Below are 26,704 nucleotides of genomic sequence, written 5' to 3'. Positions count from 1 at the left end.
GGGGTTTTCTTCCGTTTCGCCGACACAAACACTGGGGGAAGCTTTCGGATCTTGGGGGGGGGGGGACAAATTTCCCGGGAGGGCAGGGGGACTGTACCCGACCCCGGGGGAGTGGGGGTGGGACAGGGACCCGGCCGCCCGGACCGGCAGGCCACCCGCAGGGAAGCGCACCGTCCGGACGACCGGCGCGGGCCGGTGAGGACACACCGGCCCGCATGCCACGCACCCACCAGAACCAACCTGGAGGACGCAGCAGTGCTGAACCTTACCGACGACGTCTCCCGACCCATCGACCACATCCGCAAGGCCGCCGAGGGCGCCAGGTCGGCCCGCCTCAGCCGCGAGAGGATCGCGCGCACCGGCGGTGGCCGCTGATGGCGTGGGACTGGGACGCCTACTTCAACTCCGGCAACAGGCCGAAATCCGCGCCCCGTCAGCGAGTTGCACCACCGCGGGCTCCTCAGCTGCGGCTGGTGCGGCCGATGAACTGGGACGCCTACTTCGGCTCGGGCAGCACGCCCCGCCTGGAGCGCCAGGGACGAGGCGGCAAGGCGCGCATGCACGGCGTGCGTGGCGCCTCAGGATCCGCCACCTAGGGCGCGGCCTTCGCGGCCGCCGGGAACGCGCACGGCCCCGACCCCTACCCGGCTGCCGTCGGCAGCCGACATGCGCCCCCGCCCTGTACGTGGGCCGAACTGATCGGCCGAAGGGAACGACCATGCAGCACACCATCATTTCCGACCGCAGCGCCGCAGAGCTGTTCGCTCAAGCTCACGCCGCTGACCACGCCGCCTCCCTCGCCCTGAGCGAAGGCAACTACGGCCGCGCGCAGGCCCATGCGCTCATCGGACGGCTCCGGATCCACCTCTACGAGATCGCCCTCAGCAACGAGTGCCGCGACTGCTCGGGGGACGGGATCGTCGCCCGGTCCTGCGCCCGAACTGACTGCGAGGAGCCCGATAGGGGCGCGACGCGCCACCTCCACTGGGAGTCCTGCCTCAACCGAGCCACTCACCGCAGTCCCGTCATCGCCCCCGTCGCCGGTGTCGAGGAGCCGACCAGCTGAGCGGCCGCACGACGTCGTCCAGGACCCACGCCTCCCTGGACGACGTCGCCTGACCGGCAAGAAGAACTGAAGCCCAGGGAGAAAGAGAAGTGACCACCGCGAATTCCATGAAGGCCCCCAGCCGAGGCAGCATCATCGCCTTTCGCCTCCTCACGGCCGCCATCATCGTCGGCGCAGCCATAGTAGGAGGCATCGGATTCGCCGGTTCGTACGATTCTCTGAAAGAACTCGCGAAAAACAAGGGGTTCGGTAAACTCTCCTATTTCCTGCCGGTGGGTGTGGATGCGGGAATAATCGTTCTCCTCGGCCTCGATCTCTGGCTCACGAGAATGAAGATCCCTATGCCGCTGATGCGACAGACGGCTTGGATTCTCACTGTCGCAACGATCTACTTCAACGCCAACGCCGGAGTTCCGGACCCCACAGTGGCGAATCCGTACCCGTCCCTGTTGGACGATCCGCTCGCCGTGGCAATGCACTCCGTGCTCCCCCTTCTATTTGTAGCGACCGTGGAAGCCGCCCGCCACGCTGTTCGCCGCCTGGCGCACTTGGCGGAGGACACTTCCATGGATAAGGTCCGTGCCTCCCGGTGGGTCCTCGATCCGCTGCGGACTTTCGGTCTCTGGCGGCGAATGCGTCTGTGGGAGATCACCTCCTACGCGAAGGCGCTTCTGCGAGAGCGGGAGCGCCTGGTGTACCTCTACCGCCTGAGGGCCCGCTACGGCTCCCAGCGCAAGGCACCCGTCGAGGTAACTCTCCCCCTGAGGCTCAACGATTACGGTGAGCCACTCCCTCCTCCGCCACTTACCGAGCGAGAGGAAACCGAACAGGCCGAGGCCGAGGCTCGCGAGAGGACTCGCAAGTCCGAACGCAAGGCGCGCAAGAGGCAGGATCGCGAGGCTCGCGCAGCGGAGGAACAAAAGCGTCGCGAGGTTGAGCGCGAGGCTCGTGAGGCTCGTGAAAGGGCCGAGCGTGAGGCTCGCGAGGCGGCTCGCGAGGCTCACGAGCTTCAACTTGCGAGGCTCGCGGCCGAGTCCGAGACCCGGCTCTGCGAGGCTCGCGAGGCTGCCCGTCTCGAGGGCGAGGCACTCGAACGCGAGGCTCGCATTGAGGCTGAGCGCCACGCTCGCGAAGAAGCTCGCAGAATGGAAAAAGAGCTGGCCAGGGTAGGTAGCACCGAACCTCGCGAGGCTGCGAGGTCGACCTCGCGAACGAGCCAAGTACCGCCTCGCGAAACGCGAGACGGAACCGTCGGGGCGAGTGTCTCGGGAGGCTCGCGAACGGCAACGTCGCAAAGCTGGGGCACGCCGAGCCGTGAGGCTCTGAAGGCTCAGCGCGAGGCTGCCGAACTGTACGCCGCGAGCCTCATCCTCGCGGACAGCCGGCCCACCAGCGAGGCGTTCGGCGCGCTCTACGGCCTAGGCGAGACCTGGGGCGGTAACCGTCTCCGCCAGGCCGCGAAGCAGTTGGAGAGCGATGCCGAGTTCCGTAGCCGAGCCGAGAAGTTGAGTCTGGAGCAGTTGCTCGCCAGCAACGCCGGACGCCACACTCCGTAGTCATCGCGGGAGGCTCACGAGCCTCTCGCGATCTCACCCCCTCGCGGTTCATGCCGCCGATCGCCGGTACTCGCGCCGCCCCCCGTGCCGAGTCTGCGTACCCGTCTGAACGGCCGCGCACGCCGCGAGCCGTGTCGCTCTACCCACCACCCCGCCTCGTGTTCGGGGATGCCGTCCTGGCCGACGAGGCCGTGGCCCCCCGGCGTACAGAGCGGGCCACCTGGTGGCCGGCTGTCGCGAACGCCGCACGGCAGTTCCTGCGTGCACAGCCACTGGGGCTGTCGCCACTGGTGGTCCACACGGGCGCCGACGGTCCTCGGGCGCAGGTGGCCTTCGCCCCGGTGGATGAATGGCCCGATGTGACGGTCCGGCGTCTTCGCCGCGCAGGCCCAGTCACTGATCGCCTGACGCAGTTGCTGTGGCAAGTCGAGGGCATCCAAGCCGTCATCACCGAGGGCGCGGCATTCGACCTGCGAGAGGTCGCAGAGGCCCTCCGCTCTGTGATCGATCTCGGCGAGCCTGCGGTGCGCGGCCCGCTCCCGGACCGCCCCGAAGCCGCGTCGGCGGGAATCGCCCGAGAGGCAGAAGGCAAGGCGATGTCCGGGAGCGAAGACGATCTTCGGGACGCCCGGCAGCGTCTGAAGGAGCTGCTGTCCCGGCACGAATCCACCAGCCACCCAGAGGTCCTCGCCCAGCGGATGGCGGTGGCTGACCTGACGGGGATGCACGGGCATCCCGGCGCGGCGATCGCACTGTACGACCAGCTTGCCAAGGAACTGCGCGAGGAGTTCGGCCCGCACCATGGACGGACTCTGGACGCCTACGAAAGCATTGCCCGGCGGGTGCGGGTGGGCTCGCAGGCTAGCCCCTGATCTGAGGCGCACGGGCTGCGGGGGCGGCCGGGCAGAGCCGCAGGGGGCGGGATATGCCCGGCTGTCCCGCTCACCGGATGCCGGTGTAGGAGTGCCGAGGCAGCTGCGCGTACTGCTGTTGCTCGTCGGCAGGTGGCGCCTCCGACAGGCGTGACTCGTCCTGGGCTTGGCGTTCCTGCTGCTGCAGCCGAACGTCCGCAGTGACCTTTCTTCTCCGGCGCTCTTCCTCCTGCTCGCGCAGTCGCGCCTGTCGCGTGTGCTCGTCGAGTCGCTCGTCTGGCATCCGACGCGTCCTCTCGTGTCCGGTTGGGGTATCGGTGGTCAGCGCACGCCGACGTCGGCGGTCTGCTGGGCGTGCTGGGCGTTGTGCTGTGCCTCGTCAGGGTGCGTGGGCTTGGTGGCCGTGACAACGGCGGGGGCAGAGTGGGCGGCTGCGCGGTCTTCCCTGCCGGCGATGACACTCTGGCTCACTTCCTTGAGCCGGGCCTCGTGGCCCTCCAGTAGCTGGGCTAGGTAGGGGTCGGTCGGGGTCTCGGCAGCAGGAGCGGGCTGGCGGCGGATGTTGCCTGGGTGCCGGCGCTCGGCTGACCGGTCCCGTTGCGGGAGCTCGGGTGCCGCACTCGGCGGAGGCGGTTCGGTGGGTGCGGCCGGTGCCGGCTCCGGCTCGGCAGCGGCAAGAGGTTCGGCCGCCGGGACGGATTGCGGCTGTGCCGGCGGGTCCGGGGTGGCCGGGACCGTGGATGCCGAGTTGGCTGCGGCACCCTTCTGCATTTTGAGCAGGGTCGGCAGGTGCTGCTCCAGCAATGCCAGTTGGCGGGGCAGTTGGCGGCTGGAGACGGTGAGGGTTTCACGGGGTTCGAGGCCGTTGGGTGGGCCCACCACGTTCACTGTCTGGAGCACGGCCAGGGCCCGTTCCGCCTGCCCATGGGTAAGGTTCAGCTCGGCGATCTCGCTCAGCACGAGCGGCGAGGCGACCGTGCCCTGCTCCACCAGGTGTGCGGCCACCGCGCGGACCTGGCCGGCGTGGAGGTCGGCTTCCAGGGCCTGGGCGGTGAGTTCAGGCGGCCCGGCGATCTCCTGAGCGAGCCGGTCGGCGACCTTGTTGAGGAAGTGGGCGTTCCGGTCGAAGGGGTTGTTGTCCACTCGTCGGCGCAGTGCCTTGACAAGAGTGAGGCGGTTTTCCACCGGGTCGTCGGTCTGCATGCCGCCCACGAGGTCGCTGGGGGGGAAGACGGCCTGGGTGCCCCATTCCTGGCCGTTGTCAGCTTCGACGGAGATTTCCGTCTGGGCGAGGAGGAAGCGGATCTGCAGGTCCGTGCGTTCCTCCGGTGTGATGCTCTTGTTGCGCAGCGCCCGCGCGACGGCGCGTGATTCCTCGTAGAGCGCGTCCATGTACCGGTCGGGGGGATCGGTCTCGTAGTGGCCGAAGTCGTGCTGTTCGTCTGCGCCAAGGGTTCCGCGCATGCGTTCCAGGCGTTGCTCGGCGTAGTGGAAGATCATGGCGGCGATGTTGCGGCGTCCGTCGGTGGCTCGGTCCTGGTTGTCGTAGCGCCGCATCGCGGACTGCGCGATCCCGGAGACCATCTCGAAGCCGCGGAGTTGGGCGGTCTCGACCAGGCCGTGCAGGCGTACGTCGAGGGTGAGGCGGTGTCCGGCGCGACGGGCCTGGCCGCCGAGCTCGGTCAGGGCGTTCATGAGCTGGGAGGCTTCGGCGAGCTCGGGGTCGACGGCCGCGCCGGCGGAGAGCGCGCTGTCCAGCTCGGGGTCGTTCGGGTCGTCTACGCCCGGGTCTGGAGTGCCTTCCCGGGGTGTCTCGGCCCGCCGTAGTTCCTTGGTCAGGTTGTGCACGTGGGCGATGAGCAGGCGCGGGGTCTCCAGAGCCTGTGCGGAGTCGAGACCGGATGCCCGTGCTGCGTGGTTTTCGGCGACGCGGGTGAGGCCGCGCATGGCCCGCCCGCCCGGTGTGTTGCGCTGGTCCCAGGTGTCGAGGTGCGCGCTGATCTTGGCAGCGTGACGGGCGATGAGGCTGGCAGCCAGCGTGGTGATCTTGGCCGCTTGAATTGCTGCCTGGGGGGTGATTTCAGCCTGCTCGTTGAGGCGCTGCAGTACGCTTTCGACCTGCTGGCGGATGTCGCGCAGGGCATGCCAGTTGGGGTGACTGAAGTAGTAGGCCTGCTCGTTCTGGGCGGTGGCCATCGCATCGTAGATGCCGGTCAGATCGCGGGGGCCGGCCTCGGGCGGAGCGTCGGCGTGGTCCAGGGTCCGCGCGAGTCGCAGGCCGCGCTGCAGGTTCGCCAACCGCCCCTTGCGCTCGAGCGCGTCCACCGTCATGCCGGCGGGCGCGTCGGCGGACAGCTCGGGTATAGGCGGGGTCGGTTGTGTCTGGAGTGGGGTCGGTGTTGTCATCGCTGTCTCCGCGTCAGGGCTGGCTGGGTGCGAGTGAGGTGGGCTGCCCGGCAGCCAGTGCGTGGGCCTCGGCTTGGCTGTGGGCGGACTTGCGCACGCGGGTTGCGGGCGCCGTACGCTCTGCCGGATCCGGCTCGCCGTGGGCCTCGGTGCGCTTGTGCTGGTCGGCGAGGATCTTGCTCACCATCTTCTGGATCCGGGTCTCGTCCAGTGCGTCGGGGCCGGGAGCGGTGGTGGGTGCGGCTGTCGGCTCGGCGGCCGGTTTACGCCGGGCGGACGGCGTGGCGGGCCGGGCGAGCAGGGCGTCGATGTCGCCGGGGCGTGCCAGGACGGTTCGGGGTGCGTCGGCCCGATAGGGGCCGAGGATTTGCTGTTTTTCCAGGCGGTGGAGGAGGCGGTCTGCGCGCTCACCGGTCACGTTCAGGGTGCGCCGGAGCGTGAGGGGGGAGGCCTGCTGGTGGGATGTAACGGTCAGTGCGGCGTGCCGCAACTGGGCCGCAGGGATGGATCCTTGCGGGTCCTCGCCCGCGGGTATGGCTCCGACGAGGCGCTGCTGGTAGGCCCAGGCCACACCGTTGAAGACGTCGGCGGTGGGGTCATAGGGGTTGGACGCCTCCCCCGTGTGCGGGTCGGTGTCCCGCAGTTGATCGACCCTGGTGGACAGGCGGTTCAGCAGAAGGTCGTGCGCGGCGACCAGGTTCGGGACGGGGGGAGCACCGGCGACCAGGCCGTTGTCGGGCAGGAAGTCCGCGCCCGGGGGCTGGCCGTGGAGTTGTTCGTAGCGGGCCCGCCGGCGAGCACGGTTGATGATCCACTGTTCTTGGAGTTCTCCGCGCTCGTCGAGCGTGGTGGTGGGCTCGGCCATGCGGCGCTCCAGGTCGCGCTCGATATGGGCCAGGTCCTGCATGCGCCGGTCGACGCGCACCGCGCGCTGAGCGGGGAGGGCGGCGGGATCCTGTCCGCGCAGACGGGCGACGGTGCGTTCTATGCGAGCGCTCAGGCCGGTGAGCCGGATTTTGGAGGCGACGGTGGCCAGTCCTTCGAGGATCCGGACGAAGGACGTCCTGGCCCGGTTCATCAGCTGCTTGCCGTCCGGGCCGTGAAGTCGGCGCAGAGCGGGCTGGCTTGCGTCCATCTGGGCCACGAGGTCGGTGATCTTCTCGTAGCAGGTGTTGGGCAGGCCGATGGAGTACGGACGGAGCACGGCGAGGGCTTCGTGTGCGCTGTGGTGGGCGACGGTGAGGTCGACCGGCAACGGTGCCGGGTTGCCGGGTGGCAGTGCGGCGGCGGCCTGGGCGACGTCGGCGAGTTCGGCTGCCTCTTTGCTGAAGCCGTTGTCGAGTTCCTCCCAGCTCAGCTCGGTGTCGACGGCCTCTTCCTCAATCCAGGAGCCGTCGTTGCGCAGGACCCAGATGTGGTCGGTGCCGGCGAGATGGTTGAGGGCCAGGTCCGGGTGTCCGGCGGTGTACAGGGAGATGGCCTGCTCCGCTCGGTGCCGGGTCCTCTCGTCGTCAGCGTCGGGGCCTTGGGCAATCGTGTCGAGGAGGTCGGCGACTTGAGCTGGGGTCGGCTGGGCGGGGAACTGAAGCGGGAGAATGCTGCGCACCGCATCCCGCCAGGTCTGGCTCAGGGGGGCACCGAGCAGCCCGGCGGCCTGAGCGGCGCGCCACTCCACCGCTGCGAGGAGCTCAGGGCCGGTCATCTCGACGAGGCGGCTGTAGGACAGGCGCAGCGAGTCGGAGCGTGCGGGGCCCAGCCACACCACGACGGTGGGGTCTTCGCCGGTCTGGTCGTCTCCGGACGTGCCCAGGTCGACGCCGTGGATGGTGCCCAAGTTCAAGGGCTGGGGCAGCCGGTCGGGCTCGGGGGTCTCGGCGGCGTGTTGGCCCAGGCGTTCGTGTACCGCGGTGTGGAGGGCGTACGCCGCCGTGGTGCGATCAGTGTGCTCGACCGGCTGCCTGTCGACGGGGCTGGGCAGGAACATGCTCAGCCCCAGCTCTTCGGAGGCGGGGGCCGGTTCGGCAGCAGGGCCGGTGGAGGGCACGGGGCCGCTCGCGCCTGACCCGGCGGGCCACTGCCCAGGCGGGGCGGCGGACTGGCGGCTTCGGACGTGGGAGTCGTTCGCGAAGTACCCCTCGGGGTGGGCCGCGAGCAGGTCCAGGGCCTGCTGGTAGACCTCGTTTTCGTAGTCCTCATGGTGATTGCCGGGCCCGAGCAAGACAGCGGTGGCGGTCATGTACCCGGGGATCGACCACTCCTGATGCAGTCTCGTCGCCCAGGTGAGCGCGGCCTGCTCGAGCGCTGAGGTGTCGCCGGGTGCCTGCGTCTGTACCCACTGGCGGATGTAGCGCGCGGCCTCGGCGGCGATGGCCCCCTTGCGCTGGAAGGACGTGTCGGAGCCGAAGGCGTGCCTGGCGCGTTCGCCTTCGTCCGCCTTTCCCACCAGGACGGCCTCAACTGCGGCGTCCAGGAGCGGCTGGCGCTGTGCCAGGGCGTGCAGCACGGGTGCGGTGCCGTCGCCGTCGGCTTCGATGCCCTCCTCCCAAAGATTCGCCGCGTCCTTGGCACCTGGCGCGGTGGTCACCATCGTGGGGCCGGCGGCTTTGAGCAGCAGGTCCCACTTGTCGAGCAGTACCTTGCGGCCGCTGTCATCCGCGTCCAGGAAGGCTATGTGGGGGCGCGGTTCGTCGGTGTCGAGTCCCCGCAGGACCGTGAGCTGCCGCTCGGTGAACGCGGTGCCCATGGGGGCACCGACCACGGGCCGCTGGTCGAGCGGCAGGGTGGCGGCCGCGCGCGCAACAGCGATCACGTCGAAGTAGCCCTCGACGCTGATCCGAGGGCCGCTGCTCCCGGCGAGGGCCTGCGCCTGAGCAGGGTGATGAAGCCCGAAGACCAGATCGCCCTTGCTGAACAGGGGGGCCTGATTGGAGGTGTTGAAGTACTTCTGGCTCTGCCGCGCCTTGGTCTCCTCCTTCGTCTCGCCGGGCCGGTCGATGCGCCGCCCGCTGAAGCCGACGATGTCACCGTGTTCGTCGTGGATCGGGAAGACGATGCGGTCGTCGAGGTAGTCGATGAGTTTGCCGCGCCTGCTGCGCATGGCGAGGCCCGCCTGCAGGAGTTCATCTTCGGTGAACCCTTCGGCCGTGAGCTCACGGACCAGCACGTCGAAGCGGCCCGCGCCACGGTCGGAGGGCGCATACCCCAGGCCCCACTCCTGCTGTATCTCAGTCGAAAGGTGTCGTTCCTCGCCCAGGTAGGTGCGGGCCAGCGCGGCGTTGGGATCCGTGCGCAGCCGTTCGGTGAGAATCGCTGCGGCCGCATTGTTTGCGGCGACCAGTCGCTCGCGCGGGACCGGGACTGTCTGAGGCGCGGGGGTGCCCGTGGACAGGGCATATTGGCCCACCTGTTGGGTGCGCTCGATGTCGATACGGTAGGCGGCCAGGCCTTGGTCCGGGTGCTGCCGGACAGCCTGGGTGAGGGCAGCGCGGAGATTGTCCGAGATCTCGCGGTCGCGCTCGGCGTTGCCGCTCGTCTCTAGGGTGAGCACAACCGTGCGGGGGGCGGTGAGAATGCCCGTTGCCTCCGCAGGGAAGCCGAGTTCGGTTAGGGCGGCGCGGGCCAGGGTCGTGAGCTCGGCGACGGGCTCGGTCTCGGGTGGAGCGGGCCGATCAGTGAGCGGTGCGGGAGTCTTCTCTGCCTGCCGGGCCTCGTCGTCCTGCTGCTCTGCGATGGAACTCACAGCGGCCGCGGGCTGGGGCGACGGGGCGTCGGCGTCGGCGTCGGCGTCGAGTGACAGTGTTGCCTGCGTTTCTCGGGTGGTGGACGCCAGCGGCGAAGCGGTCCTCCCCCTTCCCCCGGCCGACGTCGCCACCGCAGGGGGTGCCGCGGGAACTGGTTGCGGCGCGGCGTTGGGCTTCGAGGCGACAGGCTCAGGTCGTTCGGCGGTCTCCTGGGGACTCTGGGCTGGGGTCGGTTGGCTCGTTGCGGGGGCTGTGGCGATCGGAGTGACGGTGGCCGCGGGCTCCTCCGGGGTGTGCTCTCCCTCCCTGCGGGGCGACGGATCCGATGTCGCGGACAGCGGCGTCTGGGCACTGGTGGACGGTGCGTAGTCCAGGAGCGGGCGGTCTCCGAAGTCGGTCGCGTTCATCCAGGCAGTGACCGCCGTCAGCAACGTCTCCGGGGCGACGACCGCGAGTTCCTCTTCCCGCAGGGTGACAGCCCGCGGGCTTCCCTCTTCGCCCACCGCGGTGAGCCCGAGGTGGAGCGCCGCTGCCGGGGTCCCGGCTTGGTCGACCGTCGCGTAGATCGGGCTGCCGTGGACGTGGGCAAGCAGTTCAACGTCCACGCGGGCAGCGGCCAGGTGCGTCCGTACCTGGGCGAGCAGGCGAGGCGCGGCCTCCTCGGCGGTCATGATGCTCTCGCCGGGCATTTCGAAGACGGGCAGTTGGATGTCGTCCTCCGGATCCGCAGCCACGGTGGGGACCTCCTGCGTCATCGCGGGCGTCTCCGCGGCATGGCCTTCTGTGTCTGCGGAGTGCTGGGTGAGTTGCTGAGCGCGGAGATGGAGGTACTGGCCGAGCTCCAGCTCCCCGACTTCGGTCTGCTCACGGAAGGTGATGAACCCCCCTTGGAACGCCATCTGGTGCAGTTCGCGCAGCCGGTCGGTTTGAGTGCTGCGCGCGGCCTGTCCGAAGACGCGCTTGGACAGGGTCAGTTGAGCGCACCGGATGTGATGAGCCAGACGCTGTACGAGGTGGGGGCGCTGATCGTCGGCCTGATCCGCCGTGGGGGTGAGCGCGCGGTGGAGGGCGAGCAGGGCGGTCAGGCTCTCAGGGCCAAGGGTGCTGTCGTCGGCCAAGATGGCCGCTGCCTCTGCTGCTGCAGGGGTGTTGGCGAGCCATCGTTCGTGCCGGTCGAGTTCTCCCAGCAGTGCCTCGTGGCCGACGGCGTACGCGGCCGCGTTGACGTAGGCGGTAGCGGGTTCCAGGGTCGTCGACCTTTTCGGCTCCGTCGGGACTGAGGCGACGGATTCCTCGGCGGCGCCCGCGCTCGAAGGCGTACTGGTGGCCACGGTGCCCTCCTTGCGTACGGCCGCCGCTGGGCTCGGCGGCGGGCTGTCTCCCCGGTTGGCCAGGACTGGGTCCGTCCGATTGGCGGGCATGTCAGCAACGACTCCGGCCCCCTGGGCATCAGCCCCCGAGCCGGGTGCACCACCCTCCCCGTCCGCAGGTACCAGCCCAGGTTCGGGTTCAACGGGCGCGGCGTGGGAGTCGAGTCCACCCGTCGTCGCAGCCGCAGACTGCGGCTCGGCTCGGGTCGGCGTCGCCGGCGCTGAGGCGGGGGCAGCGGGGCCCTGGTGCTGGGGCAGGCGAGGACCTGTCGGGTGTTCCGATCGTCGGGGACCAGGGCCGTCCGGGTCCGGTGCTGCTCGGTCCTGGGCTGACGTCTGGCTGTCGAAGGGAGCAGGGCTGCCGTTGGACGCCGACGCGGTCGGTGCAGCGGCCTCGGTGTCGGTGACCCTTTCCCCCGGCGAGGCTGCTGCCGCTCCACCGACGGAGGCCGGAGCCTGCGGCTCCGCGGAGGGTTGCTCGCTCTCATGGTGCGATGCCAAGGGCGCACGGGCTGCCTCGGAGGGACTGACGAGGACACCCGCAAGGGAGATACCGAAGGCCTTCGCGAATGCGCGAACCTCCCGGCCTTTCAGGGCTGCCTCGGCCCGTTGACGAGATTGCTCCGTCTCATCAAGGACTGCGATCCTCCGGTGGTCGTAGTGCACCCAGAGTCCCGAGAATTTCTCCAGTCCCACGCAGGTCAGGGTCGTCCCACCGTCTTGTTCCTTGACCTCGATGACAAGCCGGGAGGTCCATTGCTGGCCGTTCTCCCGGTAGTCGTGCATGACGTCTCCGGGCCTCACCGTGCTCGGGGGGACGGCGCGCTGCCCCTCGGGCAGGGAGGCTGTCCACGCCGGAGCGGGCAGGTCGGATCCGTCGTCGGCGAGGACCTGGAGGAAGTTGTTTCTCCGGTACTCGGAGAACGCGCGGAATTCGTGTCCGTCGGGCGCGCGCAGGACCGGGTTTAAGGTGTCGGAGACCACGCGCGCGGTCACGGTCTGGCCGTTGTCATCGCGGTGATCGACGAACTGGCCCACCCTGTAGCGCAAGTCGAAGCGGCGATCGAAGCGCTCCTTGACGTCCGCGGCCGCGTCCGGGCCGGGTGGAGTCTCATCCCCGGCCAGCAGGCCTCCTGCCCCCTCCTGAGGGTCTTCGGCGGCTGGCGATGCGGTCTGGTCGGGCCGCGGCCCGACCGGGAGCCACATCGCCCGCCGCTCGGCACGGGTATCGACGGTTTCTGTCTCCCCCCGGGCGTAGAAGAGCAGGGCGTTGGCCACGTGTTGGGCTGCCTCCGCCACGCTCTCCGCGGCCGGCAGATGCGGGTACTCGACCGCCTTCAGCCCCAGTGGACGCAGGTCACCAGTCCACCCGGTGGCGTCCTCCAGAACATGGATGATGGTGTCGGCGTCGAGCCCTTGTTCTACGGCGTGTGTACGCAGCTCAATGAGGTAGCTGATGACGATGCCGCGGACGCGGGTCCGGTGGACGTCGTCCGACTGCCTTCCCATGATGGTGCGCCACTCAGGGCTTCGGACGTTGCTCACGTAGTGGTCTGTCGCCCGGCGGCCGGCCTCCACCAGCGCAGTCCGCAAATGGAGTACGGCCCGGTTCGCGTAGTCACGGGTGCGCGGGTCGGTGACGGTCTCCAGAGCGGCGGCAGCGTTCTCGTCGAACTGGGCCAGCGGATGCTGGTGCGTCCACAGCGCATGGTCGGGGCCTGCCGCCAGATCTGCGACGTCGCGGGCCGTGGACTGCGCCTTGCGTCGGGTCGCGTCTTCCGCCATGGCCAAGGTGGCCTGGATGTCGTCGTCGTCAGGCTCGCCGTAACGCCTGTGCCAGTTGTCGGGCAGGGGCGTCGGAGCGGGCGGCCGGGGTCCGTCGTGCTGTTCCTTCGGCGCGGGAAGGACATCAAGAGGGGCGTAATCGATCGGAGGGAGCGGTGCCTGCTCCACGGTCTCGACACTGCGTGCCACGGCAGGGGGTGTGAGCTTGTGGTGGGCGAACCAGTCGACGCCGCGGTCGGAAAGGTGAACCTGCCCGTCCACCTCATGTGCCAGTGCCTCGTTCAGGACGGTACGGAGGTGCTGCTGCGAGGGTGCCTTCCGGATGGGGCGTCGTGGGTTGGTCAGCATGAACTCACCGTCGATCACGCTGATGGTGCCGCGCGCGACATCAACGAGGGCCTGGTGGCGCTCTCTGGAGTACCTTGGCAGCGCCGCCGCCGCCGCCTCCGCCTCCGCCCCCGCTGCCAAGGCAGCGGCCTCCGCTGTCGCAAGGGCATCGGCAGGGACTGGTGACGCGGTGGGCTCCGGGACTGCGAACAGGGCAGGTTGCTCCTGCAGGTCCGCCTCGACCGTGACGGGCGGTGGCGCGCTGTGCAGTCCGGTGCGTCGCAGGTCACCGACTTCCGTGAGTTGGGCGTGCTGGCGCCAGCCGGATTCTGGCGTTGAGATTGGCACGGGGGCCGGAGCGTCGGGGGCTGGATCGGTCTCGGCCTGCGGTGTCTCAGGTTGAGCGGAAGGGCCGGTCATCATCCCGGGCGTCGGGGCCTGTTGTTGGGTGTGCTCTGGCAGGTACTTCGTGATGCCGGCGTGCAGCGAGTACTCGCCGGGCCGCGCTCGCCGTACTCCCTCACGTAGGGCCACGTCCTTGGTGAGACGCTGAGCCTGGCCGGGGTGGCCTTCCGGCCACCAGAAGCCCGGGATCAGCTCGCCGTCTCCACCGACCACGGCGGTGCCGATGGCGAGGTCGCCGCCCTGAAGCGGAGGGAAGTAGCCGGCCAGGCTGGAGGCGTATTCCAACTCGTCCTGGTCGAAGGTGAACATGACCTCGTCGCCCGGCATGAGGTCGGCCGGGCTGGCGGGGTGGAGGTAGTCGAAGGACTCGAACCCGTACAGTGCCAGGTTCTCCATCCAGCGGTACGCCCCTGAATCCTCGCGCAGGACGCGTAGCCGGTGCCGGAAGCCAAGGCTGCGGTGGGACTGGTTGCTCTGCACCCAGTCGTAGAGGAGGTGTCCGCCCCCGGGCTCGTATGGAGTCCTGGGGTGCGGGAAGTCGTCGGCGTCCCAGGGGTAGGCATGGCCTTCGGTATCGGTGAGGCGCTCCAACAGTGCGGCGTAGCGCAGCGCGTGCCGACGTGTCTTCACACTCCAGGGCACGATCGCGTTGGCGGAGCCGGGTGCGACAACGTGCCAGCCGTTCTTGGCCGAGCCGTAGATCGCGAGTCGACGGCTGGGGGTGAGTTCAAGGGTCGGTTCATCTGCGAGATGTCCCGCGAAGGTTGCCCGGTCCCGCAGCTCGTACCGGATGAGCCCGGCAGGGTCCGCCTCGATGTCGGGAAGAGGCCTCTGTGCCAGATCGGCCAGGTGGGCACGCAGTTCGTCGACGTCGACGAACCGCGGCGGAGGCGGGCTGGGGTCAGGGGTGGCCGTGGCGGCCTCGACGCGCGCGGACATGTCGGCGAAGTGCGCCCACTGGGCAGGCCCCGCCAGCAGTTCGGCCACTGTGTCGCGTGTATGCGACGCCACCGCCTGGATCTCGATCAGGGCATCGCCGAACTCTCGTGGGCTGTCGCCGCTCGGCGTGTTCGGTGGATCCGAGCAGACGACGGCGGCCAGGGCAGCACGCACTCTTGCTTGGGCCGCGGCGCCGGTCACCGATGCCTCGGCCGCGTCGGTGACACGCATGATGGTGTTCATCGCTATCTGGACGAACGGGTCGGCCAGCGACGGCTCCATGGTGATTTGAAGTAGCTGGGCCGCGTCGCCGTCGGCGGTCTGCACCCGTTCCGTGCTGTAGGCGCGGGCTCGCGTAGCGAGATCGGCGGCTGCTTCGCGGATCTTCTGGGCGCCGTCTGCGACCACTGTGCGCTCATCGGGGCTGGTCAGCTGGTGCAGTTGGTGCGCGAGGTTGTCGGTGAACTGGGTGTATGGGTCGTCTGGTTCCAGTGCCCGGCGTGCGGCGGACAGCGGCGGGCGTTGCCCGGCGAGGGTGGTCAGAGCCTGACCGTGGGCTTGGCGCCGCTCTTTGTCCCAGGTCAGCTCGAGCAGGCGGGGGGCCGGCGGGGCCACAGGCGGGCCGGCCTCGCGGTGAGCGCGCGATGCGGCAGGGGCACTGCGTGCGGGATGACCCACTACCAAGGGGCCCTGCACGTGGTCTTCGTACGGCTCGGGCCGTCGGCCGGTCAGCGTGTGGAGAGAGGGCAGTACGGGGGCGAGCTTGAGGAGTGGATCCGGAGCCTGCCCGGACAGGTCCACGCTGTGCTTGATGCGCGCGGGCCGGATCGGGTCGCGGAACTCGCCGATGACGTCACAGCGCCCGTCGTGGCGAATGATCTCCGTGACGACGATGGGCCGGTCATCCACGTCCAGGACCGTGCCCACCGTGACCTGGGAGAGAGGCACGGCATCGGGTGCCCTGGGCGCATGCGGGGCTGGAAGGTAGTCGTTCAACCGGTCCAGGTCGGCGCGGACCTTATCCGCCCCGGGCAGATCGAAGGCGAGTGGTTCGTTCAGGTCGAAGAGGGAGTCGGCGGCTGCGCGGGCGGACTGCTTGCCTCGGCCCCCGGTGGGCACCGGCGTCGTCGCCATGAACTGCGTGATGTGGTCGAGGACTTGAGTGGTAAGCCGCTCAACCTGGGCACGCAGGTCGCGAGCCAGGGCCAGTTCTCCGGTGGCCTCGAGCAGGGAGTCGCCGCGGCTGCCGCCCCGCAGGCGGGCGCCCGCCTCTTCGGCGGCCTGCAGCAGGCTGAGTGCATCGGAGGAGACGGCTTCGCGCAGCCAGGCTCGGATGCTGTCCCACGTCACCTTGACCGTCTGGTCGCCGATCCGCGCCTCGAAGTGTTTGGCGCCGTGCTTGTGGCTAACACTCTCACCGGGTGCGAGGTCTTTGTTGACGTACCCCGTGCCCTCGCCATAGTGGGGCATGTGCTGGCTTTTCCAGCGGGCAAAGGCAGCGTCGTCGTCCAGCGCGGCCATGAGTTCGATGAGGGCGCTGTCTGCCAGTACTCCGCGCAGTGCCCAGGCGGCGGTCGCCGCCTCGATGCTGTGCGGGGCACCCACGTCGGTCAGGGCAAGGGCCCAGACGCGGGCAAGCGGGGTGGTTGATGGGGACGGGGTTGTCCCCCCGGACGGCTTGTGAGGCGGTGGTGCGGTGGTCTCGAAAGCGGGGTTGGACAGACCCATTGCGGCTGGGTTGTCTGCGGTGGGATGTGCTTCTTCGCCCGCCTCGTGGCGAGTCGTGGTGGAAGGGGTTTTGCCTGCCAGTGGGGTGTTCTGGCCGGGCGCCGGTGGCAGTTCGATGGAGGGCGCCGCAGCAGCACGCGCATCGCCGACGTCGTCCTGTCCCAATTCACCGGCCAACGCTTCCGGCTCTTGAGTCCCAGCCGTGCCGGGGGCTTGGTTGACGTCGAACTTCTCGCCATGGCTGATCGCCGCCCAGCGTCCGAGCCGCTGCGCCAAGTCCGCCATGTCAGGATGATGGACGATATCCTCGGTGCTGATCTGGGGGACCTGGTCATCCTCCAGTAGCACCGGCTTCTCACGGACGGCCCGCATCGCGTAACGGTCCAACGGCGGCAGACGCCGCGCCGCCGACTTGCGGTCCTCGTTGTTCATCCACGACCGGCGCGACTGCTCGTACCGCGCCTCGTATGCGGCGCGTGCATCCGCGTATAGCCCCTCCGGGTACAGCGTCGCGAGGTACAACGCCTCTCGCCCCATGTCCGAGGGGTGCAAGGGCGTCGAGGTCTCACTTTCCGTATCCGTCACCAGGAATCCGGCTGCGCGCAGCATCGCAACCCGATCTGCATCGACCTTCCGTCCCGCCACGCCGCGACCGTCAGCGGTCTTCCTCAGCAGACGAGAGGTGCCGGTCTCGTCCAGCCACAAGCGCCCCTGGGACGCATGAGCCATGTCCGCGGCGAGTGCCGGCCACCAGCCCAGTTCGGGCACCGCACTCTCGGCATGCCATCGAGCGCCTTGCAGCCGGTCACGACTGGCGGCGTCCATGCGTGTCACAGCGGTCAGTTCCCTGTCGAGCTCCGCCTCCAGCCGTTCACTCAACTCTGCCTGTCGGGCTCGCTCTTCAGGAGGGCTGAGCCCCTCGAGAACCTCTCTCAGGGCGTGCGCGGTCGTAGCGACGCCAGCCGTCCGCTGGGTCTCCACGGCTGCACTTACCGCCTCGGAGGCGTGGTATGCCAGTCGCGATTTCTGTCCGTTGGCGTGTGCATCCCGCGCGCTGCCGTAGTGGCGTTCAGCGACGAGCCAGTGGGCGTGGGCGGCGTGCATGACCGTCTCCAACCGCTCCTCGTTCCTCGTCGAGGACCGTGACAGAGCTCGCTCCGCCCCATTGGCTGCCTCTTCCGCGTACTGGAAGGCCCGGTCGGCTACGTCTATGAGAGCTGCGATGTGACGCTTTTCGTCGAGCTCTTCTGGCACGTGGCCCGGGGCTGAGGACACGTCGCTGCCCTCCCCGGAGCCTGTGGGCACGGGGGTGCTGTGCTGCGTCTGCCGGGCGTCGCCTTGCTGTTTCGGCGCGGTGCCCTGCCTGTCCATCGCGGGATCGAAGGCCAAGGGCGTCTCGTCACGCTCATCCGTCCAGGGATGCTGAGGCGGTTTCCCGTGCGCGGACGGGGCCTCCCCCGTCGCCCTTTCTTTCGGCGGAGGGCCTGCTGGGGCAAAGTCAGGTGGTGCCGGGTGCCTCCCGGGGTCATTGCGTTCGGGGTTGGCGTCCCCGGAAGTGTCGGGCGTGGTGGAGCGGTCAGGTGCCTCTGGGTCACCGCGTGCGTCGGCGTCTTCCCCCTTGCTGCCGGTGCTGCGGGGGCTTCGCGCAGCGTTGCGGGGAGTCCCGGCGCCCGCGGGGCTATTCGTCTGGGCTGTAGTGCGGTCGTCGCTGGGCCTGTCCTGACCCGGCAGGTTGGGGTGACCGGCTGGGTCCTGCTCGGGTGAGAGCACGCGGGCAACGTCATCCATAGCGGACCAACCCGTAGCCGGCTCGGGAACCACCAACCCTGACGGCAGATCCTCCCCCGCCGCCCAACCCGAATCAGGCGCCAAGACGCGAGTCGCGTCCTCTTCGCTCGCCCACCCCGGAGCTACAGCGTCAAGAGCCGGGGGCGCGTCCTCCTCCCACGCACCATCTGCACGAGTGCTGACGGCGGAATCGATTCGTTCCTCGGCGTCCTGCTCGGGTGAGAGCACGCGGGCAACGTCATCCATAGCGGACCAACCCGTAGCCGGCTCGGGAACCACCAACCCTGACGGCAGATCCTCCCCCGCCGCCCAACCCGAATCAGGCGCCAAGACGCGAGTCGCGTCCTCTTCGCTCGCCCACCCCGGAGCTACAGCGTCAAGAGCCGGGGGCGCGTCCTTCTCCCACGCACCATGTGTGTTGGAGTGCGGGTGCGGGAACTCCTGTGGGGCTGTGGCCAATTCGTCACCTCATTGGTGGGTCCGGTTGCGGCGGGGCCGCCTAAATTTCCTGGGGCAGTCAAGTGCCTTTCGACGCTAGGGATCACGGGTGCTCGGGCTCGCCGTATTCCCGGCGTCCCTCCCGCCTGGGGGGACGAGCCGCCCAGAAGTTTGGTGGCCGATTCCTCCAGACGGTCTGCTCCCCCTCACCGGCTCGGAGAAGCGGCCGGGGCGGCCTGGCGCCCGTGGTCGTCCGGACGCTGCTGACGCATGTGTCCGGAGGGGGTGCTGTGGGAGGGCGACCGGGGCACTTGGCGTTCATGAGCCGCGGCCTTGACCCGGTCGAGGGCACACTGTGCGCGAGCGGCGTCGAAACGCTCCTGCACGAAGGTTTCGCCGTAGCGCTCCACGATCCGGACGACCTTGTCGCTGGTGGCGCCCTGGAGGTCGTTCCGGGTGAACAGGCCGGCAGGCGGGGCCTCGGCGTCGAATCCGAAGCGCAGCACGCTCCCGTGCTGCGGGTGTCCAGTGACTGCCACGTACAGGTTCAGGGCGCTCATCTTGCTCTGGAGGGTGGGCACGCTGGGCGCGTCCGGATTGTCCATGAGCTTCAAGAGGTCCTCACGCAGCCGATCGGGGGTGAGCGGTCGGGGATCCGCCGAGTGAAGTTGAGGTTGGGGGCGTCGGGCCAGTACGCCGCGCAGCACCTGTTCTCCGGTAGCGCCTTCGAGCTCTGCAGCGGTGAACTGTGCGGCGGCGCGGGGTGACTTGGGATCGAATCCAAATTGGACGACGCGTCCGTGCCGGGGGACCTCGGCGACGCGTACGTAGAGCAAGGCGTCGTCGACTACGGCGTGTTCGGTGGGTTTGGTGGGGGCGCCCGGGGCGTTGAGCAGGCGCAATAGGCTCCGGCGTAGGTCGTCTCCCTTCGACACTTGGGTCGGGAGCGTCGTTAGATTCTGCGGTTCCGCCTCCTCCTGTAGTTCGGGGTCGGATTCGCGATCCGGCTCGTCGTCCGCTTCGTTGTCGGCTTCGAGCTCGGGGTCATCGTCCTGCTCCGGATCTGTGGCGTAGTCCAGCTCGGCTTCGGCTTCGAGCTCGGCTGCCAGCTCCAGAGTCGCTTCGAGCTCTTCTTCGATGTTCAGATCCGGGTCGGAGTCTGCCGCCAGCTCTGCTTTGAGTTCTGCCTTGAGTTCTGCGGAGAGCCGAAGCTCGCCGGCAAAGCGGATCGGGAACCTGGTACCTAGATCCTCAGCGAAGTCGGCACCCGCTTCCTGCCTCGACGTGTTAATCGGCCGGGCCAAGAACGGGGGTTGCGGTTGTGCTTCCTGGTGTGCGAGCGGGACGCGCAGGGAGAGCCGGTAGACGTGCTGGGGTAGTTCGAAGGCCGTTGCGGCCAACTTGAAGGCGGCGGGCTCGATGTCCGCGCCGTTGACGATCGTGGCATCCATCAGGTAGGTGCGTTCGCCGCCGCCGTGAGGGTGGTGGTGGGTCACGCGTGCGCGGCCGCGGATCCGGGTGGTGTCTGAGGCAGCGATTCCGGCGATACCGGTTGGTTCGAGCGGGGTGCCGTCGTGGGCCAGGTCGAATTCGATGACGTCGTCGGCGTGGACGAAGTCCGCGTCCAGACGCAGGCCGACGGGCTCGCCGTCAGGGTCGAGGACAATGTCCTCCCCCGGGTGCTGTACGCGCAGGTTGCGGGGCAGGTGCCAGGTGCTGTCGTCGTCCAGGGTGATTTCTACTGTGCCGAACTCGGTGTCGGCGCGCTGGATGACCTCCCAGGCCCTGTCCTCGTCGTTGATCCGCAGCCAGACCCAGTCGCCGGGGTTGAGGGTGTCCGCCCAGTGCAGGGAGTCGGCACTCTGGTCGGGGCGCTGGGACCGGGCCTCGAAGAGCTGCCACATGGCGTCGCTGGGCGAGTTGGCGTTGTCGTTCGCACGGTCGTGGTGTGCGCGCTCTTCCAGGATCGTGTGGTTCAGGTGGACGAGGTCCTCGGTGCGCAGCCGGTTGCCCAGCTGCGGGTCGCTCCAGTCGATCGGCTCTCCGCCGGTGGTCTGCAACTCGGTGAGCCGGCCCGCGAAGCTGCGCGCTTCCTCCAGGGAGGGCAGGCCCTCCAGGGGCCGGGGAGTGACGGAGATGTCGTGGGCAGTCTCGGGAGTGAGGTAGAGGTCGGGGAGCAGGCCGTCGAAGGGCAGGCCGCTGCCGGTAGGGAGCACCTCGAAGGTCTCGCCGGTTTGGCGGATGGCGAACTGCCCGTCGTCCGTGAGCGCTACCAGTTCGCGTTCCTGGGCGAGCTTGCGCACCTCGGTGCGCCGCTCCGGGGTCAGTCCGGGAATCTTCGCGGCGATGAGGTGGGTACGGACTTGGCCGAGGGAGACGAATCGCCGCTGTCCCGAGGCCTGCTCTCCCCCCGGTGGAACGGACGCGAGGGGCGCGGCCGCCAGAACGTGACTGGTGGAGCGGACGTTGAGGGGTTTGCTGGTGGCCGCGTTCCTAAGAGGCTCGCCGGTGGCCGCGTCCAGGACCTGGACCCAGCCGATGCTCGCGCCCTTCTCGTCGTCGGATTCCTGGATCCGGACAAGGATCGGCACCTCAAGGGGCTCGAGATTCGAGCGCAGTTGGTTCGTCTGCCGAGGGTTATTGACTTCGCCCCTCCACCAGAAGGTGCCGTCTGCGGCGGCCACTTCCCCGAGGACCTTCTTGACGGTGGTGATCTCGAAGGCGTCCGGGGCCGGCATGGAGGGGTTGGTCTGCTGGGGGGCAGCCCGGGGTGCCTCGGGGGCGGGCGCGTTCAGGCGCTCACCGGTGCTCTCGTAGTACGCCTTGGCGTAGCGGCCGTCGCGCTCATCCACACACTGGGTGACCAGAGCGTGCAGGATCGCCTGCTTGATGTCGTGGCCGCGCTCGTCCCTCCAATGGACTGCCTTGATCTGCAGGGCACGGAAAGTGGGGTTCTCCATATCCCAGGGGAAGGGTCGGCCTTCGGCGTCGCGGATGCTCTCCAGGGCGTCTGCGATCCGGTTGGCCCGCTCCCGCGTCTTGATCTTCTCGCCCCAGGGGCCGAATACCTGGGTGAGCCGGTCCGGCGCGCGGACCGCGTAGCGCTCGGGGCCGACGGTGATGATCGCGAGGCGGCCGCCCGAGCTCAGGTGGGTTCCGGCCTCCCGCTTACCGTGCTTGTTGCACAGTTCGACGATCGTCCGCTGACTGCGCTGGTCCGGGTCTGCCTTGTAGCGGACGACGCCGCTCAGGTGGGCCTTGAGCAGCATGTTGGGGTCGGCCCCGGTTGGGATCTTCTTCCCGTCCGCTGTGCGGGCGATCACGCCCTCAGCGGTAAGGACGTACTTGTCCTCGTCGGTGAGGACGAAACGCGGGGCTGGTGCCTCGGCGGGGGCAGTCTTGGCTGCGGGCGTGTGGAGGGGCTGGTTCTCGGGGACGCCGGCCAGGTAGCGGCTGAGTGCGACTGCGGCGCCCTCGGGGCTGGCGTAGGCGGTGCCCTCGGCCATGGCCAGTTGGCCGTCGGCGACGAAGTGGTGTCCTTCGGCGCTGGCCACGATGGTGCCCAGGCGGGTGCCGTTGCGCAGGACGCCGCGGGTGCCGCTGGGGTCGGCGGCTTCCAGGGTGAGGGCGTCCAGGTCCTGGCGGAAGGGGGCAACGCCACCGAGCTGTTCGGCATCCGTCTGCCGCAGGCCCCGCTGTGCCATTTCGGCGCGGAGCGCGTCGCGCCGTTCTACAGCGCGGACGCTCGCACCGGTGTCGTTCTGTGCGGCGTATGCGTTGAGCCACTGGTCCAGGGCCTTGGCGCTGGATTCGAGTTCGGCGGGCGCCATGCTCCGCGGGGAGCGGGAGATCAGTGGGGGCTTGGGAGCAGGCTCTTGCACCAGAACCGGGGCTGCCGCGCCGGGTCGAGGTGCGCGCTCGGGGCGGTCCAGGAGGGTCACGAGCTGGGTGGCGTCTCGCCAGGCCAGCACGTCTTCGAGACCGTGATACTGGCCGCGCTCGTCGCGCAGGGTGTGCGGTCCGACCTCGACGGCCTGGGCCCACTCGCCGCTCTTGCGCAGCAGGACCTCGACGTGCGAGCCGCCAGGTCGCGGCTCGAGCTCGGCAACCGTCCACCGGCCTGCACGCTTGGCGTAGGTGAATTCGGACCCCCTCAGCCGGGCGAGGAGGGCGGCGGCTACCTCGCGCGAGGCCTCCTGCTCTGCGTCGGATGCCGAAGCGAGAGCGGTCTGCTGCGGCTGCGGGGCGGGGCCGGTGACCGGCACCGCGATGACCTCGTCGCTGGTGAAGTCCACCTCGCGGCCATCCGGCGTGACACCGAGGAAGTAGCTGCCGTCGGCCAGCTCCACACTGACGGTGCTGTACAGCTGCTGCGCACCACCCTGCCGGTCGGTGGCCGCGTGCGCGGGGTGGTGCGGGTCGAGGATGCGAACCTGCTGACCCACCTCAATGGCGGGCAGCGTGTCCGGGGCGGCGGCTGTCCAGCCTTCGGGGGCGGGCTGCGTGCGGTTGAGGCGGTCGTGGGCGGCGGTTTCGCCTTCCACGGTGCCGCCCTCGACGGGCGTTTCGAGTCGCCCGTTGAAGTGGACCTCGGCGCCGAGGGTTCCGGAGATGTACACGGACTGGTGGAGCTGGACCTGGTCGCCGCCGACGGGGTTCCAGGCCACGAAGATCCGCATGCCGTCGGTGCTGTCACCGACCTGGATCTTCACCAGCTGGTCGGTGCCGCGAGTGCCCTTGGCGATGACCTTGCCCAGGACCGGAGCCAGGGCGGGGCCGGGACTGTTGGGCAGCGCCTCGGCCGCAGTCAGCGTGACGTCTGCCGGTTCAGGGGCGGGGACGCGCATGTCGGGTGCGAGGGCGACGCTGCCGCGGATGCGCTCGGCGTCTTCCTTGGCCGCGAAGAGGGCTTCGAAGGGCTCCTCGCCCTGCTGGCGGATCCACACGATGTCCCCGGTGGTGCGGTCCACCACGGCCCAGCGTCGACCGGCGGCCGTGGCCCGGGCACTGACCTGGAACGCCGGGACGGCTGCGGCCGACGGCGGCGCCCCCACGCCACCGGACCCCGGCTCGGTGGCGGCGTGTTGTCCGTCGCCGGATTCTGCTTCACGCGGCGCCGTCGGTGACGGTTCCTCAGTGGTCTCAACGGCGGTCTGGGTGTCGGCTTCGGCCGACGACGCCGGCTCGGCTACGGGGACGGCCGGAGCGGCGAAGAATGGCGTACCGGTCCGGATGCGCTCGATGTTCTCGCCTGTTGCGGCGTTCTCGACGTCGACGACGCCGCGCGGCCCGAACCGGAGGCGGACGAGGACCGGTTCCTTCATCGGGTTCTTGCGGCCCGCTCCCCGGCCTCCCCACCACAGGGTGCCATCGGCCGTGGCGAGTTCGGCGGCCACGCCCGGCTTCATCACAGTGAAGGTGGAACCCTCGGGAATCACCGTCTGCCGGGGGGTCTCCTCGGGAGGGGAAGCCGGTGCTGCCGGGGCGCCAACGGAGGCTTCCTCCCGTGTGTCGTCAGAGGCGGACAGCGTGTTCTGAGCTTCCGGCGCCAGACCGCCGGTGGTCCGAGCGCCGCTGGGACTCGGGACGTCCTGCGCAGCTGCGCCGTTCAGGCTCGAGGCCGCTATCGGTACGAATTGGCCGCTTTTGAGGGCCTCGCCCAGTTCCTCGTCGCTGGCGACGGGTAGGCGCGGGCGGTCCTGTCCGCCGCGGCGGAAGATCTGACCGGGTACCACCGTCATTGTGCGGCCGTCTTCGGTTCGCACGCGTAGGGCGGTGCCGTCGAGCTCCTCTATGTCCCCTTTGAGGAGGCTCTCTCCGTCTTCGGTCCAGAATGACACAGCGGTGCCCGGCTGGAAGTCGTTGACCTGCCAGTCGCGCTGGTAGATGCCCTCCGGCTCATGCATCGGGTCTTCGTCGCGGGTGACGTCGAAGATCCAGCCGAGCGAACCGGTGTCCAGGATGTCGGTGGCGCGGGTGACCGCGACGTAGGCCAGGCGCAGTTCCTCGTCCTTGGGGATCGTGTCCCAGTCGATGCCGCCGGCAGCGGATTCCTTGGGGCCGCGGAAGTCCCCGGCGATCCGCACGCGCTCCGACTCCATGCCCTTGGCTTTGTGCGCGGTGGACACCAGGAGGTCGTGCGGTGCGGCCTGGTCGACGATCTGCCCCCCGTTGTCGCTGGCGGGGGTGGTGTAGCGGTCGGCGATGTACTGCTCGACTCGCTCGCGCAGCCGGTGGCGCTCGGCGTCGGTCGCGGTGGCGGGCTGCTTCGGCCGAGGGTAGCCCCACCGTTTGCCCTCTTCGTCCCATCCGAAGTCGACGCCCTTGCTCTTGAGCCACTCCTTTGTGGCTCGGAAGTTGCCGTCTCCGAAGGCGAATTTGACCCACAAGCGCTCGCCGTCGTCTTCGACGAACGGGCGCGGCATCCGTACGGACTCCAGCAGCGCGTCGAGTTCTTCGCTGTGCCGTTCCATCAGTTTGAACATCGAGTCGAGCTGCTTGAGCTCCGGCTCGCTTCCGGCCGTCTCGAGGATTTCGTCCCAGGCCATGCCGTTGAATCGGGCCAGTTCCTGGTGGCTGGTGCGTTCCCCCTCGCGCAAGGCTTCGGCGGCTTCCAGGAACTTCCGCAGGTCGCTCAACCCTCCGGACACCGCGACCTTGCGGCCGGCCCGCAGTCCTTCCACGGCGCCGAGCACCACTCCAGCGTTGGTGCGGGCGATGAGCATCGTCTCGTCACCCGGGGTGATTTCACCGATGTGGGAGGTCTTGCGGTCCCAGCCCACCAGCCGCATGCGGGTGCCACCCAGGCGCAGGAACCGGTTGCCGAGGTCGGCGACGGCATCGCCGAACCGGAAGGTCTGGGTGAGCGTGCAGGTCGCATCCGCTGGCAGCCTCCCCAGGGCGTCGGTCGCTCCGCGAAACCCATAGATGGCCTGGTTGGAGTCGCCCACCGCCACGACCTGGATGCCAGCTTCGCGAACGTTGCCGACGATCGACTCCATGACGGGGTTGACGTCCTGTGCCTCATCCCAGAACAGCACATCCGTATCGGGAACCCGGCCCGAGAGCGCCCACATCTTGACGGTGTGGTCGAAGGACAGCGGAAGATCGCGGTCCTTGTTGGTCGCCTTCGGGTCGGTGAGGTTGTCCCACATTTCCTGGGCGAGGGGCCGGATCGCGGCGAAGATCGCCTCCCGGTTGTACGAGAGGCCGTCCGGCAGGTGGTGCACGGCGAACTCGTCGTCGGCGGACTTCACCCACTCCGACAGCAGCCGGTTGGCCAAGTACGCGGCCCGCTGCGGGGTCAGCGACTCGCCTCCGGCTCGGATCCGTGAGCGCCAGCGCATCCGGTCAGCGAGCTGCTGCTCGTTCAGCTTCGGCCAGTTCAGCCGGGTCAGCAAGGCCTCGTCGACCATGCTATTGGCGTAGGCGTTCGCGGTGGTCGGAGTCAGGTTCTCGCTGTACTCGCCACGCTGCTGCGCCTCGATCGCCTCGTCGGCGACCGAGCGGTTGAAGGCGAGGTAGAGGATGCGCTTGCCGGGCATACGCCGCGACAGCATCTTCAAGGTGGTGGACTTGCCGGTGCCGGCCAGAGCCATCACCCGCAGGTCCAACCCGCGCCGGGCCGCGGCTTCGATGATGATGTCCTGCTCAGGAGTGGGCGGGAATGCCTCCGCGGCCGCGGCGGCCGCGACGATCTCCGCCCACCGGGCATCGGTGTATGCGCCGGGCTTCGCTGGCAACAGTTCGTCCACGCTGGTGACGGCGCCCTGAGCTTCGTTGGGGTTGAGCCGGTAGCCGTCGGCCCGCTCACGCAGGATCCGCCCACGGGACGGCTCGACCCGGTTGCCCTCGGCGTCGTACTCCGGCTGCGACACCCAGTCTTCGGCCTCCTGGCGCAGCAGCGCCCAGCGGCGCCGCTCGGCGGCCAGCCGGTAGGCCAGCGATAGCGGATCGGTGGCGTCCCTCAGCGCATCGATGGTCTCGTCGAGGTCATCGACATCCATCGCAGGGAACGTCATGACGTGCGCGGCCAGGCCCTGGGACGGCTGGCCGGCGGACTGGCCCGCTGGTGCGGTGCGCTCTTGCTGCACTGCCGGTGCCGAGTCGTCCGCAGTCCCGGCGCCGACCTCGCGTGCTGCTGCGGTGGGCGCGGGCGTGGCCATCTGTGCCCTGTCGGCGGCTTCGGCTTCCTGCTTGGCCTCAAGGCTCACGAAGACGGGTATCTCGCGGCCGCGCGCCAACATCAGTGCCCGCAGCGTGTTGATCTTCTCAGTACGGGTTT

The 26,704-nt window shown here is 69.2% G+C and carries 8 protein-coding genes (1 of these 8 cut by a window edge); 4 read left to right on the top strand and 4 right to left on the bottom strand.

Annotated elements, in window-relative coordinates; all coding sequences use genetic code 11:
• Positions 1–374 precede the first annotated feature (374 nt).
• The 4 genes from ACFWM2_RS33085 (at position 375) to ACFWM2_RS33070 (ending at position 3,494) form a co-directional block, all read left to right on the top strand.
• Positions 375–596, top strand: a complete 222-nt coding sequence (locus ACFWM2_RS33085) for a hypothetical protein (protein WP_383287623.1) — start codon at positions 375–377, stop codon at positions 594–596.
• Between the two features lie 122 nt (positions 597–718).
• The gene (locus tag ACFWM2_RS33080) at positions 719–1,066 is read left to right on the top strand and encodes a hypothetical protein (protein ID WP_383287621.1); all 348 of its coding nucleotides are present in this window, start codon (positions 719–721) and stop codon (positions 1,064–1,066) included.
• Between the two features lie 89 nt (positions 1,067–1,155).
• Entirely contained in the window at positions 1,156–2,622 is a 1,467-nt protein-coding gene (locus tag ACFWM2_RS33075) for a DUF2637 domain-containing protein (RefSeq protein ID WP_383287619.1), read from the top strand.
• A gap of 131 nt (positions 2,623–2,753) precedes the next feature.
• Positions 2,754–3,494, top strand: coding sequence for a hypothetical protein (locus ACFWM2_RS33070; protein WP_383287617.1), 741 nt, complete (start codon positions 2,754–2,756; stop codon positions 3,492–3,494).
• Between the two features lie 70 nt (positions 3,495–3,564).
• On the opposite strand, the gene ACFWM2_RS33065 is transcribed toward ACFWM2_RS33070, so the two are convergent.
• The 4 genes from ACFWM2_RS33065 to ACFWM2_RS33050 all read right to left on the bottom strand — a co-directional run.
• Positions 3,565–3,777 (bottom strand): hypothetical protein, encoded by a 213-nt coding sequence (locus tag ACFWM2_RS33065; RefSeq protein ID WP_383287615.1) that lies wholly within the window; start codon positions 3,775–3,777, stop codon positions 3,565–3,567.
• A gap of 38 nt (positions 3,778–3,815) precedes the next feature.
• Entirely contained in the window at positions 3,816–5,900 is a 2,085-nt protein-coding gene (locus ACFWM2_RS33060) for a hypothetical protein (protein WP_383287613.1), read from the bottom strand.
• Between the two features lie 13 nt (positions 5,901–5,913).
• Positions 5,914–17,583, bottom strand: a complete 11,670-nt coding sequence (locus ACFWM2_RS33055; RefSeq protein WP_383287611.1) for a toprim domain-containing protein — start codon at positions 17,581–17,583, stop codon at positions 5,914–5,916.
• Positions 17,584–18,626: 1,043 nt separating this feature from the next.
• Positions 18,627–26,704, bottom strand: the 3' end of a protein-coding gene (locus tag ACFWM2_RS33050) for a UvrD-helicase domain-containing protein (RefSeq protein WP_383287609.1). 24,058 nt of this gene lie beyond the right edge of the window; the window shows 8,078 of its 32,136 coding nt (coding positions 24,059–32,136); the start codon falls outside the window, past its right edge — the gene reads right to left on this strand; it ends in the stop codon at positions 18,627–18,629.

The organism is Streptomyces sp. NPDC058371 (genome assembly GCF_042723265.1).
GTDB lineage: Bacteria > Actinomycetota > Actinomycetes > Streptomycetales > Streptomycetaceae > Streptomyces.
Note: the sequence above shows the minus strand (reverse complement) of the source record. Positions and strands in the feature narration are given on the sequence as shown.